The organism is Sphingomonas sp. EC-HK361 (assembly GCF_902498785.1).
In the GTDB taxonomy this organism is placed as follows: domain Bacteria; phylum Pseudomonadota; class Alphaproteobacteria; order Sphingomonadales; family Sphingomonadaceae; genus Sphingomonas.
The window spans coordinates 178,713-193,612 of record NZ_LR701494.1; the positions used below are offsets into that span (position 1 = coordinate 178,713).

A 14,900-nucleotide genomic window follows, 5' to 3' on the forward strand; every position below is an offset into this window, starting at 1 on the left:
CGAACAATCACGGCATTCCTGCATTACCCATGTCATCACGATGGGATGTGCGCGATGAAGATTTTCACGATCGGCTATGAAGCCACGACGATGGCCGATTTCCTCGCCGCGCTCACGCGTGCCGGTGTCGAGCGGGTGATCGACGTGCGCGCGCTTCCACTTTCGCGCCGGCCGGGTTTCTCCAAATCCTCGCTTGCCGCTTCGCTGAACGATGCGGGGATCGGCTATGTCCATCTGAAGGCGCTGGGCACACCGAAGGCGGGGCGCGACGCGGCGAAGAAGGGCGATGTCGCGACGCTGGAGGCGGTCTATGCGGGCCAGCTCGAACTGCCTGAGGCACAGGCGCAGGCGGCGCAGATGCTCGACCTCGCACGCGCGATGCCGAGCGCGCTGCTCTGCTACGAGCGCGATCCCTGTCACTGCCACCGCACGCTGTTGTTGCAGGCGGTGGCGGAAAGGGCGGAAGTCGTGGACCTCTATCCCTAGCCCGCGACGGGCAGACGGACCTTGCCAGCATGATCGCGCTCCAGCGGACCGTAGGCGAGGACCGCGGCAAGCGGGAGGGGGCCGTAGATGTGCGGGAAAAGCTGGCCTCCGCGCGATTCTTCCCATTTCACCGGATCGTCGAGCGCGTCCAGATCGACAGCGGCGACGTGAAGGCCGCTTTGTCCGGCAAAGTGCTTGTCGACGGTTTCGGTGAGCTGCGCCGCCGTCGAGAGGTGAATGTAGCCATCCGCCAGATCGATCGGCGCCCCGGCGAAGCCGCCGTCAGCCTCGAGCGCCGCCATCTGCTCGCTCGTCAGGACCTTGTAGGCGGTGGACGGTGCTACGGCTGCATCGCTCACTGGCCGTCCTCCGGGCCTTCGGCAAGGTCGTCGCCCGGTAGAGCATCGGGCACCGGCGCTTCGGCGACGGGACCATCGGACAGGTCGATTTCCGCTTCGTCCTCACTCTCTTCAATCCGCGCCGCGGAGACGACGTGCTCGTTTTCGGCGACGCGGAAGATGGTGACGCCCTGGGTGTTTCGTCCCGCGACACGGATGTCGCCAACGGTCGTACGGATCAGCTTCGCCTGGTCGGTCACGAGCATCAGCTGCTCGCCATTATGCGCGGGGAAGCTGGCGACGACGGGGCCGTTGCGCTCCGACGTGACGATGTTCGTAATGCCCTGACCGCCGCGGTTGGTGCGGCGATATTCGTAGGCGGACGTCCGCTTGCCATAGCCGTTGGCCGTGACGGTGAGAATGAACTCCTCCGCCGCCTCGAACTCGGCCATGCGTTCGGCGCTGAGCGTGACCTCGCGGTCGCCGTCCTTCCACGGGGCGGCTTTCAGATAATCCTCGCGCTCCTGCGGGGTCGCGTCGAAGCCGCGCAGGACCGAGAGCGAGATGACTTCATCCCCATCGGCCAGCCGGGCACCACGCACGCCGGTCGAATCGCGGCTCTGGAACTCGCGGACGTCGGTCGACGAGAAGCGGATCGCCTTGCCCGCGCGGGTGGCGAGCAGCACGTCGTCATCCTCGGTCAGCAGCGATACGCCGATGAGCCGGTCGTCCGATCCGTCCTCGAACCGCATCGCGATCTTGCCCGACGATCGGATGTTGGCGAACGCGTCCATCGAATTGCGCCGCACGCTGCCCTTCGCTGTCGCGAACATGACGTGAAGCTTGCTCCACTCCGCCTCATCCTCGGGGAGCGGCAGCACGGTTGAGATCGTCTCGCCCGCTTCGAGCGGAAGGAGATTGACCATCGGGCGGCCTCGGGTCGCCGGACCACCTTCGGGCAGGCGCCATACCTTGAGACGATAGACCTTGCCCGCGGTCGAGAAGAACAGGACGGGCGTGTGCGTCGAGGTCACGAACAGGTTCGTGATGACGTCCTCGTCCTTCGTCGCCATCCCGGCGCGGCCCTTGCCGCCGCGCTTCTGCGCGCGGAAGGTCGCGAGGCTGGTGCGCTTGATATAGCCCTCGACCGTGACGGTGACGACCATGTCCTCCCGCTCGATCAGGTCTTCGTCGTCGATGCCGTCGGCGGCGTTGGCGATCTCGGTGCGGCGCGGGGTTGCCGATTCATCGCGGACCGCGATCAGTTCGTCGCGCATCACCGCGAACAGCTTCTTGCGATCGGAGAGGATGGCGAGCAATTCCGCGATCGAGTCGGCAAGGCCTTGCAACTCGTTGCCGATCTCGTCACGCCCCAGCGCGGTCAGACGGTGGAGGCGCAGGTCGAGGATCGCGCGGACCTGGATTTCGGACAGGCGGTAGGTGTCGCCGGTGACTTCGGCCTCGACCGCTTCGACGAGGCGGATATAGGGCGCGATCTCCGCGATCGGCCAATCCCGCGAGAGCAGCTTCGCGCGCGCATCGGCGGGCGACGACGCGCCGCGGATGATCTTCACCACCTCGTCGAGGTTGGTGACCGCGATGACAAGGCCGAGCAGGATGTGCGCGCGGTCACGGGCCTTGGCGAGCTCGAACTTCGAACGCCGGGTGATGACCTCCTCGCGGAAGCCGATGAACGCCGAGATAATGTCGCGCAGGTTCAGCAGTTCGGGCCGACCGCCGCGGATCGCGAGCATGTTGGCGGCGAACGAACCCTGCGCGGGGGTGTGCCGCCAAAGCTGGTTGAGCACGACTTCGGGGGTCGCGTCTCGCTTCAGGTCGATGACGATCCGCACGCCTTCGCGGTTCGATTCGTCGCGAATGTCGCTGACGCCCTCGATCCGCTTGTCCTTCGCGGCTTCGGCGATCTTTTCAACCAGCGCGTTCTTGCCCTGCTGGAACGGGATTTCGGTCAGCACGATCGATCGCCGATCGCCGCGTCCTTCCTCGATGATGTGGCGCGATCGCAGCAGGATCGAGCCACGGCCGGTTTCGTAGGCCGATCGCGCGCCCGAGCGGCCGAGGATGATCGCCCCCGTCGGGAAATCGGGGCCGGGGACGATCTCGAGCAGCTCCTCGGTCGTCAGCTGGGCCTCGCCGCTCTCCATCCGGTCCATGAAGGCAAGGCACGCGGTGATGACTTCGCCCAGATTATGCGGCGGGACGTTGGTCGCCATGCCGACCGCGATACCGCCGGCGCCGTTGACCAGCAGGTTGGGAAAGCGTGCCGGCAGGACGGCAGGCTCACGTTCCGATCCGTCATAATTGGGGACGAAATCGACGGTGTCCTTGTCGATATCCTCGAGCAGCGCATTGGCCGACTTCGCAAGCCGCGCCTCGGTGTAGCGCATGGCCGCGGCCTTGTCGGGATCCATCGACCCGAAATTGCCCTGACCGTCGATCAGCGGCAGCCGCATCGACCAGTCCTGGCTCATCCGCACCAGCGCCTCGTAGATCGAGCTGTCGCCGTGCGGATGGTATTTACCCATCACGTCACCGACGATGCGGGCGCACTTGCGATAGGGGCGGTTGTAGAGGAAGCCGTTTTCGTTCGCGGAATGCAGGATGCGCCGGTGCACCGGCTTCAGCCCGTCGCGCACATCGGGCAGCGCACGGGCGACGATCACACTCATCGCGTAATCGAGATAGCTCGTCTTCATCTCCTCGACGATGGAGATGGGGGCAATGTCCGAAGGGTCGGCGAGGACGGTCTCGTCGGTCAAATCTCAAGGCTTTCGGGTTGTGTCGAATTGGTGACACATCCCTAGCCCAGCGCGCGGCGCCTGACCACCCCCGCGCGCACGTGTACGCGTGCGCGCGGGGGTGGCGCTTTCCGCTATTTCTTGCAGGCCGTCTTGTTCGCGTTGCCCGCCTTCGAACAGTTGTAGGTGATCGACTTGCCGGTGCTGGTCTTGGTGGTGACCATCCGGCCGGCCACAGCCGGATGCGTGGTGCGCGCGACGGCGTGGGTCGTCGTCTTCATCGCGACCGTCTTCGTCGCCGTCGTCTTGGCGGGCGTCGTCGCCGCGAACGCGCTGGCGCCGCTGATGAGTGCCGCGCCGGCGAGCAACGTGAAGGGCAGGGATTTCGTCATGATCCATCTCCTGTGCACGGTCGCCGGGGGGACCGCGACCTGTGGATCATGATATGCGCCGGATCGGCTGACGTTGCGGTGGCGTCGCGATGAAATCGTCGTCATCCGCGCAATCGCCGGATTACGGCGCGATTTCGCGGCCCTCCCAGTCGAAGACCTTGCCGCTGTCCGGCGCCTTCAACCCGTCGAGCACATCGAGAAGCTGCACCGCGGCGCGGTCGGGTGCAAAGCGGCGCCCGGGGCCGACATTACCCTGAAACGGCTTGGACAGCGCAGTGTCCACGGTGCCGGGATGCAGCCCGACCACGATCGTGCCGTCGTTGCGACGGCGCTCCTCGATCGCGATTGTTCGGATGAACTGGTTGAGCGCGGCCTTTGAGGCGCGATATCCGTACCATCCGCCCAGCCGGTTATCGGAAATGCTGCCGATCCGCGCGGACAGCGCGGCGAAGATGCAGCGGCCGGAGCGCGGCATGACGGGCAGGAAATGCTTGGCGACGAGCGCGGGGCCGACCGCGTTCGTCGCGAAATTGCGTGCCAGCCAGGTGGGGTCGAGGTCGCGCATCGCCTTTTCGGGGCCATGCTCGCCATCATGAAGCAGCCCGGTCGCGACGATGACCAGATCGGGTGAGCCGACGGTCGTCGCGGCGGCGGCGATGCTTTCCTCGTCGGTCAGGTCGATATGCCGCGATCCGAAGGAGCGGGCGAGGCGGTGGACGTCCACGCCCTCGTCCTCGATCGCGTCCGCGAGCGCCTTGCCGATCCCCCCGCTCGCGCCGATGACGACCGCGCTCATGACTGCCGCACGAAGCGCCAGCGATTGGCGTCGCTCCCCGCAGCGTCGAAGGCATAACCGGCGCTGTCGAACCCCTTCATCGCCTCGACCTGATCGATCCGGTGCTCGACCAGCCAGCGCGCCATCATCCCGCGCGCCTTCTTCGCGTGAAAGCTGATGAACCGGCCGTCCGCTTCTTGGAATTCGACCGCAATGACGCGGATGTCAGGCGGCAGCTGCCCGTCGACCGATGCCCAATATTCCTGGCTGGCGAGATTCAGGATCGTCCCCGAGCCTTCCGCCTCCACATCTTCGGCCAGCACGCGGGCGATGCGATCCTGCCACCAGTCGGTCAGTTTCTTGCGCCGCGGCGCCCAGCGGGTGCCCATTTCCAGGCGATAGGGCTTCATCGGGTCGAGGGGGCGCAGCAGGCCATACAGGCCGGAAAGCAGGCGGACGTGATCCTGCGCGAAGGCGATCGCGGCTTCGTCGAGGGTCTTTGGTTCCAACCCGGTGTAGACATCGCCCGCGAACGCAAAAATCGCGGGGCGGGCGGGGGCATCGGCAAAGGCGCGGAAACGGTCACTGTTCAGCTTTGCGAGCTTGTCGGAAATATGCATCAGCGCACCGAGCTTCTTGTGGCCGAGCCGGGCCGCCGCCGCTGCCAGCATTTCGGCCTCTGCCGCGAAGCGCGGCGTGCCGATGGCTGCCATGGGTAGCGGCGATTCGTAATCGAGCGTCTTGGCGGGCGAGAGCGTTGCGATCATCGCGGCTGCGCCTAACCGCGCGGCGGGCAGTGTTCAATCGTCGTTCAGCGGTGGGGCGGCAACTGCATCGCGGCTCGGGCGTTCGCTTGAACGATTCCGATGCGCTGTCTAGAGCAGCGCTGCACTACGGCGCATCCCCTGCGCTGCACCAGGAGAGTTTCGACGATGAAGATGGTCTCGAAAATGGCGTTTGCTGCGGCGCTGATGGCCGGCGCCGGAAGTGTCGCAATTTCGACCCCGGCCTTCGCCAAGGACAAGAAGGAAGAGAACAAGGCGCCCGCGCTGAAGCTCAGCCCTGACGTCATCAAGGCAGCGCAGCCCGCGCAGACCGCGCTTGCCGCAAAGGACGTGGCGACGGCGACGCCGCTGGTCGCGCAGATCGAGGCGGCCGCGAAGACGGAGGACGATCGCTATGTCGCGCAGGCGCTGCGCCTGCAGCTGGAGGCGACCAAGCTTCAGGGCCAGAACGGCGCCGGCGAGGCCGCGCTCAAGGCACCGCTCGACGCGCTGATCGCGAACCCGAAGACGCCGGCGACCGACCTGCCGCGCTTCGTCTATCAGCGCGGCGTCATCGCGTTGAACGAGAAGGACTATGCGACCGCGAACACGAGCTTCGCGCGCGCCAAGCAGCTCGGCTACAAGGATGCCAATATCGACCTTCAGATGGTGAAGGCCAAGATGGACTCGGGCGATATCGCGGGCGGCAGCGCCGCACTTCAGGCCGCGATCGATGCGCAGACCGCAGCGGGCGGCAAGGCTGACGAGCAGCTTTACAAATATGCCATCGCGAAGAACAACGCGAAGAAGGACAGCGCGGCAACGCTTGGGTGGGTCAAGAAGTGGGTCGTGGCTTATCCGACAACCAAGAACTGGCGAGACGCAATGGTGCTCTACGGCATCCAGCCCAACGCGCTCGCCACCCTCGACAAGGGGCAGAAGGTCGATCTCTATCGCCTGCTACGCGCGGGCAAGGCGCTGGCCGACCAGTATGATTACGAGATCTACGGCCAGTGGGTCTTCGACGCCGGCATCCCCTACGAAACGAAGGCGGTGCTGACCGAGGGCAAGGCTTCGGGCAAGATCCCAGCGAACAGCGACAACGCCAACAGCTTGCTGGCTGCGGCGAACAAGTCGATCGCCAACGAAGGCTCGCTGGCGGGGCTAGTGACCAAGGCGAAGGCGGCGGCAAACGGCAAGCTCGCGGTCGGCACCGGCGATGCGTATCTCGGCTCGGGCAATTACGCGCAGGCCATCGAACTCTACAAGGTTGCGCTGCAGAAGGGCAGCGTCGATGCCGACGCGGTCAACACGCATCTCGGTATCGCGCAGGCGCTGTCGGGTGACAAGGCAAGCGCCAAGGCCACATTTGCCTTGGTGAAGGGCCAGCCGCGCGCACAGATCGCCGAATTCTGGACGACTTTCCTCGACAATCCGCCCGTCGCGGGCTGACCCGTCGAACCTGACCTGAGGAGAGGGCGGTGCCTTGGTGCCGCCCTTTTCGTATCAGTCGATGACGGGGACGCCCGATTGCGACTTCGCGGTGCGGATCGTCAGCGACGTCTTCACGCTCGCGACGTTGGGCGCAGGTGTGAGGTGGGTCGTCAGGATGCGCTGGAAGCTTTCCAGATCGGCGGCGACGATCTTCAGGATGAAGTCGATCTCGCCGTTCAGCATATGACATTCGCGGACTTCGGGAATCGCGGCGACGTGGTCCTCGAAGCTCGCGAGGTCGCGTTCAGCCTGGCTGCGCAGGCTGACCATTGCGAAGACCGTGATCGGGAAACCAAGCCGCGCGGGATCGAGATCGGCATGATAACCCCGGATCGCGCCCGCTTCTTCCAGTGCGCGCACCCGGCGCAGGCAGGGTGGGGCGGTCAGCCCGACGCGCTCCGCCAGATCGACGTTGGTCATCCGACCGTCTTCCTGCAACAATTTCAGGATTTGCCGGTCGATCCGATCGAACGCCATTCCAAAGCCCCTCTCTTTTACGCCACAATCGGCCGACGCTGGTGCGTTTGACCATAAGATAATTACCCCTGAACGCAATTGTCCCACATTGCAACGTGGGGGCAAATGCCCGCTTCCACCGCGGACTCGAGCAGGTTAAACAATCGCCGCGCCGCATCGCCGATGCGCGCGGAGCAAGGGGCGACGAGTGCGGTTCGACGACAGCCTGAAGACCGTCCTGGCTGCCGATACGACCACGGCATTCGGTGCGCAGTCGGCTTTCCGCCAGCTCGTCGATCTCCTCGGCCGCCGTCGAATCTCGAGCGACCCCGACCATATCGACCGCCTGCGGGTGCTTCGTGCGCACGTGCCGGCGAGCGTTCGCGCCGCCTGTGCCCGGGCGCTGGCGCTCGCGGTTCCCGAAGCGCCGCTCGTGGCGTTCTTCGCCGAGGATGAGCCATCGATCGCCGCCCCCGTCCTGCGCGGCGTCACGTTGACGCCGGAGGCGTGGTGCGGTCTGCTGTCCGGCCTTGGCCCGACCGGGCGCGCGGTGTTGCGATCGCGGCGCGATCTACCAGCAGAAGTCATGCGCGGACTCGACAGCTTCGGGTCGGTCGACTTCTCGCTTCCTGGCCCGAAAGTGGCAGCATCTGCGCCGGCAGCGGTCAACCAGCCTACGGCACCCGCGCACGGTGCGGGACCCTTCGTGGCGCTGGGCGAGGTCGCGCGCAAATTGCCCGTCGTGGAGGAGGCGCTCCGCCATGCCGAGGGTGCGCAGACGGAAGACGCGCCAGCCACAGCGCCGCATTTCGAGATTTCGGACCTTGTCGCGCGGATCGCCGCCTACCAAAAGGACCGAACGGTTCCCGAGGCCTCAGCCAGCGACGCCCCGGCCGACCGCTTCGATTTCGAAACCGATGCCGGCGGGATCGTCTGCTGGGTCGGCGCCGGCGTGCGCGGTGCGCTGATCGGGCTGTCGCTGACCGGGCTGCAGGGGGAGGACGGTCACGTCGTGGACGGCGTCGTGGCGGGCGCCTTCCGTCGGCGTAGCGGCTTTCGCGATGCGCGGATGACGGTCGGCGGCGGATCGGCAATGGCCGGGCCCTGGCGCATTTCGGCGGTGCCGTGCTTCGACGAACATAGCGGACGGTTTACTGGCTTCCGCGGGCTCGCAAGGCGCCCGCGCGCCGATGAAAGCGCGGCGCCGAGACGGTCGGTGAATATCGGCGCATCCGAATCGCTTCGTCGCCTGGTGCACGAACTCCGCACGCCGACCAACGCGATCGCGGGCTTTTCGGAATTGATCGAAACCGAGCTCATGGGCCCGATCGACCCGCGCTACCGCGATCGCGCCCGCGCGATCCGCCTGCAGGCAGGCGACCTGATTGCCGCGATCGAGGATCTCGATATCGCGGCGCGTATTGCGGGCGATACGCTCGAATTGCGTCCCGGCCAGGTCGATGCAGGGGCGTTGATCCGGGGTTTGATCCGGGACCTCGAACCCTTGGCGAGCCTTCGCGGCTCTCGCGTAACGCTCGACGCAATAGACGCCGCGGTTGCCGTCGCGGGCGACGACCGCGCGGTGGAGCGGCTGATCGGGCGATTGTTGTCGGCGATTGTTTCGGCCGGTGGCCCGGGCGAAGCGATCGGCATTACGCTTCGCCGCGAAAACGACGCTATCGCGATCGATGTGGACCGCCCGGCCGCGCTCGCGGCGATCGGCGACGATGCGCTGCTGCGGATCGACGCGGAAAGCGAGGCGGCGATGCCCGGCGCGCCGCTTCTCGGCACAGGCTTTGCTCTGCGCCTTGCGCGCAATCTCGCGCTGGAGCTTGGCGGCGAATTACAGCTCGAGGCGCGCCGCTTGACTCTGCGTTTGCCCGCCGTGCCTTATGCACCCATGGAGCAGGCGTCGATCCACTGACGTGACTGGCGCGGCGGCACCATCCGGCGTGTTCCGGCCGGCCGCGCCCGCGCCCGGCGCACGTATCCGCTGGCCGGAAAGCTTCGGGTCCCGCTTCTGCCTGTTCGTCGATGCCGAGGAGGAGTTCGACTGGTCGCGGCCGTTCGACCGCACCCAGCGCGCGACGACGGCGATGGCGGCGTTGCCGGCCTTCCATCGGCGCCTGTCGGATCGCGGGATTGCCGTCACCTATATGGTCGACCACCCGGTCGCGACCGATGCCGCTGCGGTCGATGCTCTGAAGGCATGCCTCGCCGATGGCCGGTCGGTGATCGGCACGCAGCTTCATGCCTGGGTCAATCCGCCTTTCGAGGAGGAGCCTTCGGTCCTGGCGAGCTTTCCGGGAAATCTGCCGCCGTCGCTGGAGAGGGCGAAGCTGGACGTGCTGACCGACGCGATCACGGCATCCTTCGGGGTTCGGCCGATCGCGTATCGGGCGGGGCGCTACGGGCTGGGATCGGCCAGTGCGGCGATGCTTGCGACTAGAGGATATCGGTTGGATACGTCGATGCGCGCGCGCCATGATTATTCGACACAAGGAGGCCCCGATTATGCGGGCATAGGGCCGGAAAGTTTTTGGTTTGGGAAGTGTGGCGATCTGATCGAGGTTCCGCCGACGACGATCTATACCGGGGTATTGCGTCGGCGCGGGTCGGGGGTGCACGGCGTCGCTGGCCGTATATGGCGGGGGCGTGGCATTTTGGCGCGAACGAAGCTGCTGTCGCGCGTCCCGCTGACGCCGGAAGGCGTGCCGCTGCGCGAGGCGAGGGAGGCGGTTCGGGTTGCGCTCGGCGAAGGCTTGCGGCTGCTCAATTTCGGCTTCCATACCCCGTCGCTGGTCCCTGGATGGACGCCCTATGTGCGCGATACCGCGGATCTACGCAGGTTTAACGCTTGGTGGGACGGGGTGCTCGATCTGCTCGCGCAGCTTGGGTGCGAGCCGGCGTCGCTCGACGACATTCTCGCGGCGGCGCGGTGAAGCCTTGCGCTTGGCGGGCGCGCTCCGCTAGGCGCTTGGGGCGCGTGGGGGGCCTGTAGCTCAATGGTTAGAGCTGGCCGCTCATAACGGCTAGGTTGCGGGTTCGAGTCCTGCCGGGCCCACCGCGCGCCGGCCGTCGCGATAGCGAAGCTATCGCGCGGCGCTAGGCGCGCGCGGCCGACGCCGCTGAAGGCGCCGTTCGACGAAGCGGCTTTGCCGCGGCGGGGCTTTCGGAGACAATCTGGGAACTTGCACGGGGTAGCGCCGCGGCAAAGCCGCGTCGTCGGTCGCGGCTATGGCCGCGCCGGCCGGGCGTGCTGCGGTTTGCTCGTCGTAGCTGCGCTACGACTTTGCGCAGCACGCCGTGGTCGGGGAGACAGGATTCGAACCTGCGACATCCTGCTCCCAAAGCAGGCGCGCTACCAGACTGCGCCACTCCCCGACTGGAGGGCTGCGCCTAGAGGGTAACGACGGGGGTGGCAACCCACTGCGCAACGAAAAAGGGCGCCCCCGAAGGAACGCCCTTTCCTGTAGAACTTCATTCGAGCCCGAGGGCCCAAACGAGGCTTACTGCATGTTGTCTGCCTTGGCGTCAGCGGCATCGCGGACGTTGTCGGCAGCGGCGTTCATGTTGTCGGCCGCATTCTCGATCGCATCGGATGCCATCGTGTTCGCCGTGTTGTCGGCCATCGCGTCCATATTGTCCGCAGCGGCTTCCATGTTGTCGGCGACCATGTCCGCGTTGTTTTCAACAGCGGCGGCTTCCGGCGACTTGTTGCAGGCTGCCAGCGACATCAGGCCGGCGGCGGCCGCAACGAGGATCAGCTTCTTCATCATAAACTCCTCCAATCAAACCCCGGGGGTTCGATCAGTTCATGTTGTCAGCCTTGTCCTCGGCGGCGTCACGGACGTTGTCCGCGGCGTCGTGAACGTTTTCAGACATGGCTTCCATGTTGTCTTCTGCCATCGGGTTGGCAGTGGTGTTCGACATATCGGCCATGTTGTCGGCCATCGCGTCCATGTTGTCCGCGATCATGTCGCCGTTGTTCTCGACGGCTGCCGCTTCCGGCGACTTGTTGCAGGCTGCCAGCGACATCAGGCCGGCGGCGACGGCAACGAATGCGATCTTCTTCATTCGGGTTGCTCCCCAAGCATTGTAACAATCGCGGCCGACCCTGATGCCGTCGCGAAGCGGCTGCAATTAAACTAGCTGACCCACGCGTCAATCGGCAAATTCATGCTCGGTCAATGTGGGACGCTCGGCCCGGCTCATTTCCGCGGAGTGACCGGGCCGATATCTTCGGGCGCGTTGGCCACGACGCCGAGCATCGCCGTCCACGCCGCGACGTTCTGGCGGAGCTGTTCGGGATCGATCCGGTCCAGCGTGTCGTCAGGCGTGTGGTGGGTGTCGAAATAGCGCAGGCCCGACTGGTTGAGATCGACGCCGGCGACACCGAGCGCGACGATCGGCCCGATGTCGGAACCGTCGCCGGCGGTGCCGGTCCCGCGCGTGATGCCGAGCGGGGACAGCGCGACCTGGAGCCGGTCGCCCACCGCCTTTGCACTTTCGGGCAGGTTGGTTTCGAACCGCCACACCCGGTCTGCCCCGAAGTCGCTCTCGGCGGCGACGACATGGCGTTCCTTGCCGTGGCGTGCGGCGTAATCGCGACCGCCGAAGCCGCCGACCTCCTCCGATCCCCACCATACGACGCGGATGGTGCGGCGCGGGCGCTTGCCCGAATCGAGCAGACGTTTCGCGGCAGCGGCGGTGATCGCGACCCCGCTCGCGTCGTCGATCGCGCCCGTGCCGAGGTCCCAGCTGTCGAGATGGCCACCGATCAGCACGATCCCCGCCTTGGGATCGGTGCCGGGCACTTCTGCGATGATGTTGCCCGATTCCCGCGTGCCGATCTGGCGGGGGGTGAGCGTCAGATGCAGCGTGATCGGCTTGCCGCGATCCGCCATCCGTTCGATCTGCTCGGCATCGGGAACGGAGAGCGCCGCGGCGGGGATCGGCGTCACGCCGTCGGGGAAGTTGGTCAGGCCGGCATGGGGGATGCGGTGATGATCGGTGCCGATCGAGCGGATCACCATCGCGGCCGCCCCTTTGCGCGCCGCAAGGGCCGGGCCGACGAAACGCGCCGCGCCGTTCGCGCCATAGCCGGACCCGTCCTGCGTCGGCTCCATCGCATTGCCGACATAGACGATACGATCCTTCACTGCGCTGTCAGGTGCCGCCAGCAACGCATTGAAGTCCTTGAACACGGCCACCGGTGCAGTCAGCCCCTCGGCCGGCGTCGCGCCGGAATTGCCGAGCGCGGTCAGATACAATTTCTGGGGGAAGGGCGAGACGATCTCCGCCGTTTCGGCCCCGCGAACCCAGACCGGCATCTGATAGGGTTCGGCGCGCACATTCTTGAACCCCAGCGCCTTAAGCTTGGCGACGGCCCAGGTCCGCGCGCGTGCTTCCGCCTCGGTGCCGGCAAGGCGCGGACCGACTTCGGTCGTCAGACCCTCGACGATGTCATAGGCCACATCGTCCTTCAGCGCCGCGTCGCGCATGTCCTCGACCGCAGGATCGATGGGTGGAAGCGGCGCGGGGAGAGTTCGCTGTGCGAGCGCCGGCACGGCGACCATCGTCAGCAGCAAGGGAAGCGACCGCGTCATTCTCATTCTCCCCGCACCTTGTGATGCGGCCACGCTTTGGAGAAGCGCCCGCGGTTCGGCAAGCGTTTGCGCAGCGGACGCCCAATCGCTACATGGCGCCCAACCCATTTCCATCCCTGTCGAAACACGGAGCCCGGCACCCACATGGCCGTCCAGTATACCTATGTCATGAAGGGTCTGACCAAGACCTTCCCCGGCGCCAACAAGCCGGTGCTCAACAACATCCACCTGCAGTTCATTCCGGGCGCGAAGATCGCGATCATCGGCCCGAACGGCGCGGGCAAGTCCACCCTGATGAAGGTCATGGCGGGGATGGACACCGAGTTTTCCGGCGAGGCGTGGGCCGCGGACGGCGTGCGCGTCGGCTATCTGGCGCAGGAGCCCCAGCTCGATCCGTCGAAGGACGTGATGGGCAACGTGAAGGACGGCGTGCGGCCCGTCGCGGATCTCGTCGATCGCTTCAACGCGATTTCGGCGGAGATGGGCGATCCCAGGGACGACACCGATTTCGATGCGCTGATGGAAGAGATGGGCGATCTCCAGGCCAAGATCGACGCAGTCGATGGCTGGACGCTCGACAACCAGCTTGAAGTCGCGATGGAGGCGCTTCGCTGCCCGCCGGGCGATGCCGATGTCACGAAGCTTTCGGGCGGTGAGAAACGCCGTGTTGCGCTTTGCAAGCTGCTGCTGGAAAAGCCCGATATCCTGCTGCTCGACGAACCGACCAACCATCTCGACGCCGAAAGCGTCGCGTGGCTGGAGAACTTCCTGAAGGAATATACGGGCAACGTCATCCTCGTCACCCACGACCGTTACTTCCTGGACAACGTCGTGAACTGGGTGCTGGAGCTCGATCGCGGGCGCTACTACACCTATGAGTCCAACTATTCGGGCTATCTGGAAAAGAAGGCCAAGCGGCTGGAGCAGGAGGAGCGCGAAGAGGCGGGCAAGCAGAAGGCGATCGCCGATGAGCTCGCCTGGATGCGCCAGACCCCCAAGGCGCGCCAGACCAAGTCCAAGGCCCGCATCCGCGCGTTCGACGAACTCATGGAGAAGCAGGAGAACCGCGTCGCCGGCAAGGCGCAGATTCTGATCCAGCTTCCCGAGCGGCTGGGCGGCAAGGTGATCGAGGCTAACGGGCTGACCAAGGCTTATGGTGACAAGGTCCTTTTCGAGGACCTGACCTTCACGCTGCCGCCCGGCGGCATCGTCGGCGTGATCGGCCCCAACGGCGCAGGCAAATCGACCCTGTTCAAGCTCATCACCGGGCAGGAACAGCCCGACGGCGGGACGATCGAGATGGGGTCGACGGTGAAGCTGGGCTATGTCGATCAGAGCCGCGACGATCTCGATCCGAACAAGAATGTGTGGCAGGAAATTTCCGACGAGCTGGAGGTCTTCCGTTTCGGCAAGCAGGAGCTCGGCACGCGTGCCTATGTCGGCGCGTTCAATTTCCGCGGGCCGGACCAGCAGAAGAAGGTCGGTCAGCTGTCGGGCGGTGAACGCAATCGCGTCCATATGGCGAAGATGCTGAAGGAGGGCGGCAACGTCCTGCTGCTCGACGAACCGACCAACGATCTCGACGTCGAGACGCTGCGCGCGCTCGAGGAGGCGCTCGAGACGTTCGCGGGCTGCGCGGTGGTCATCAGCCACGACCGCTTCTTCCTCGATCGCCTTTGCACGCACATCCTGGCGTTCGAGGGCGACAGTCACGTCGAGTGGTTCGAGGGCAATTACGAGAGTTACGAGGAGGACAAGCGCCGCCGGATGGGCGACGCCGCCGATCGTCCGACCCGGCTTGCCTACAAGAAGCTCACGCGCTGATCG

Annotated in this window: 14 protein-coding genes and 2 tRNA genes; 6 read left to right on the forward strand and 10 right to left on the reverse strand. The window is 65.8% G+C overall.

The genetic code is table 11. The features are described from left to right. Nucleotides 1–54: 54 nt before the first annotated feature. On the forward strand, nucleotides 55–486 hold the full coding sequence (locus tag BOS5A_RS08005) for a DUF488 domain-containing protein (RefSeq protein ID WP_151954709.1): 432 nt from the start codon (nucleotides 55–57) through the stop codon (nucleotides 484–486). On the opposite strand, the gene BOS5A_RS08010 is transcribed toward BOS5A_RS08005, so the two are convergent. From BOS5A_RS08010 to yaaA, 5 genes are all read right to left on the reverse strand, one after another. Further along, the gene (locus BOS5A_RS08010; RefSeq protein WP_325058536.1) at nucleotides 483–845 is read right to left on the reverse strand and encodes a DUF952 domain-containing protein; all 363 of its coding nucleotides are present in this window, start codon (nucleotides 843–845) and stop codon (nucleotides 483–485) included. The two genes, BOS5A_RS08005 and BOS5A_RS08010, sit on opposite strands and share 4 nt — an antisense overlap. Continuing rightward, the gene (gyrA, locus tag BOS5A_RS08015; RefSeq protein ID WP_151954710.1) at nucleotides 842–3,604 is read right to left on the reverse strand and encodes a DNA gyrase subunit A; all 2,763 of its coding nucleotides are present in this window, start codon (nucleotides 3,602–3,604) and stop codon (nucleotides 842–844) included. The genes BOS5A_RS08010 and gyrA overlap by 4 nt, the downstream gene beginning before the upstream one ends. Nucleotides 3,605–3,717: 113 nt before the next feature. After that, complete coding sequence (locus BOS5A_RS08020; RefSeq protein ID WP_151954711.1) at nucleotides 3,718–3,975, reverse strand: hypothetical protein; 258 nt, start codon at nucleotides 3,973–3,975, stop codon at nucleotides 3,718–3,720. Between the two features lie 121 nt (nucleotides 3,976–4,096). After that, nucleotides 4,097–4,771, reverse strand: coding sequence for an SDR family NAD(P)-dependent oxidoreductase (locus tag BOS5A_RS08025; RefSeq protein ID WP_151954712.1), 675 nt, complete (start codon nucleotides 4,769–4,771; stop codon nucleotides 4,097–4,099). After that, complete coding sequence (gene yaaA, locus BOS5A_RS08030; RefSeq protein WP_151954713.1) at nucleotides 4,768–5,517, reverse strand: peroxide stress protein YaaA; 750 nt, start codon at nucleotides 5,515–5,517, stop codon at nucleotides 4,768–4,770. Before yaaA ends, BOS5A_RS08025 begins: the two co-directional genes overlap by 4 nt. A 165-nt stretch (nucleotides 5,518–5,682) precedes the next feature. Here yaaA and BOS5A_RS08035 point away from each other — a divergent pair, with 165 nt between their 5' ends. Continuing rightward, nucleotides 5,683–6,966, forward strand: coding sequence for a hypothetical protein (locus BOS5A_RS08035; RefSeq protein ID WP_151954714.1), 1,284 nt, complete (start codon nucleotides 5,683–5,685; stop codon nucleotides 6,964–6,966). Between the two features lie 54 nt (nucleotides 6,967–7,020). On the opposite strand, the gene BOS5A_RS08040 is transcribed toward BOS5A_RS08035, so the two are convergent. After that, entirely contained in the window at nucleotides 7,021–7,485 is a 465-nt protein-coding gene (locus BOS5A_RS08040) for an Lrp/AsnC family transcriptional regulator (RefSeq protein ID WP_151954715.1), read from the reverse strand. A 187-nt stretch (nucleotides 7,486–7,672) separates the two neighbouring features. Between BOS5A_RS08040 and BOS5A_RS08045 the strand changes: the two genes are divergently transcribed. The 3 genes from BOS5A_RS08045 (at nucleotide 7,673) to BOS5A_RS08055 (ending at nucleotide 10,528) form a co-directional block, all read left to right on the forward strand. Continuing rightward, entirely contained in the window at nucleotides 7,673–9,388 is a 1,716-nt protein-coding gene (locus tag BOS5A_RS08045; RefSeq protein WP_151954716.1) for a sensor histidine kinase, read from the forward strand. Between the two features lies 1 nt (nucleotide 9,389). Next, entirely contained in the window at nucleotides 9,390–10,406 is a 1,017-nt protein-coding gene (locus tag BOS5A_RS08050) for a WalW protein (protein ID WP_234419270.1), read from the forward strand. A gap of 49 nt (nucleotides 10,407–10,455) precedes the next feature. Continuing rightward, nucleotides 10,456–10,528 (forward strand) — tRNA-Ile (locus tag BOS5A_RS08055). Between the two features lie 243 nt (nucleotides 10,529–10,771). Here BOS5A_RS08055 and BOS5A_RS08060 read toward each other — a convergent pair. The 4 genes from BOS5A_RS08060 to BOS5A_RS08075 all read right to left on the reverse strand — a co-directional run bounded on the left by BOS5A_RS08060 (nucleotide 10,772) and on the right by BOS5A_RS08075 (nucleotide 13,079). Then, nucleotides 10,772–10,848 (reverse strand) — tRNA-Pro (locus BOS5A_RS08060). Between the two features lie 125 nt (nucleotides 10,849–10,973). Continuing rightward, nucleotides 10,974–11,240: a hypothetical protein gene (locus BOS5A_RS08065; protein WP_151954717.1), complete on the reverse strand. Its 267-nt coding sequence runs from the start codon at nucleotides 11,238–11,240 to the stop codon at nucleotides 10,974–10,976. 34 nt (nucleotides 11,241–11,274) lie between these two features. After that, the gene (locus BOS5A_RS08070; RefSeq protein ID WP_151954718.1) at nucleotides 11,275–11,541 is read right to left on the reverse strand and encodes a hypothetical protein; all 267 of its coding nucleotides are present in this window, start codon (nucleotides 11,539–11,541) and stop codon (nucleotides 11,275–11,277) included. A 134-nt stretch (nucleotides 11,542–11,675) separates the two neighbouring features. After that, nucleotides 11,676–13,079 carry a M20/M25/M40 family metallo-hydrolase gene (locus BOS5A_RS08075; RefSeq protein WP_442800510.1) on the reverse strand — a complete coding sequence of 468 codons (1,404 nt, stop codon included), beginning with the start codon at nucleotides 13,077–13,079 and terminating at the stop codon, nucleotides 11,676–11,678. A gap of 138 nt (nucleotides 13,080–13,217) precedes the next feature. Here BOS5A_RS08075 and ettA point away from each other — a divergent pair, with 138 nt between their 5' ends. Beyond that, nucleotides 13,218–14,897 carry an energy-dependent translational throttle protein EttA gene (gene ettA, locus BOS5A_RS08080; RefSeq protein ID WP_151954720.1) on the forward strand — a complete coding sequence of 560 codons (1,680 nt, stop codon included), beginning with the start codon at nucleotides 13,218–13,220 and terminating at the stop codon, nucleotides 14,895–14,897. The last annotated feature ends 3 nt before the right edge of the window (nucleotides 14,898–14,900 follow it).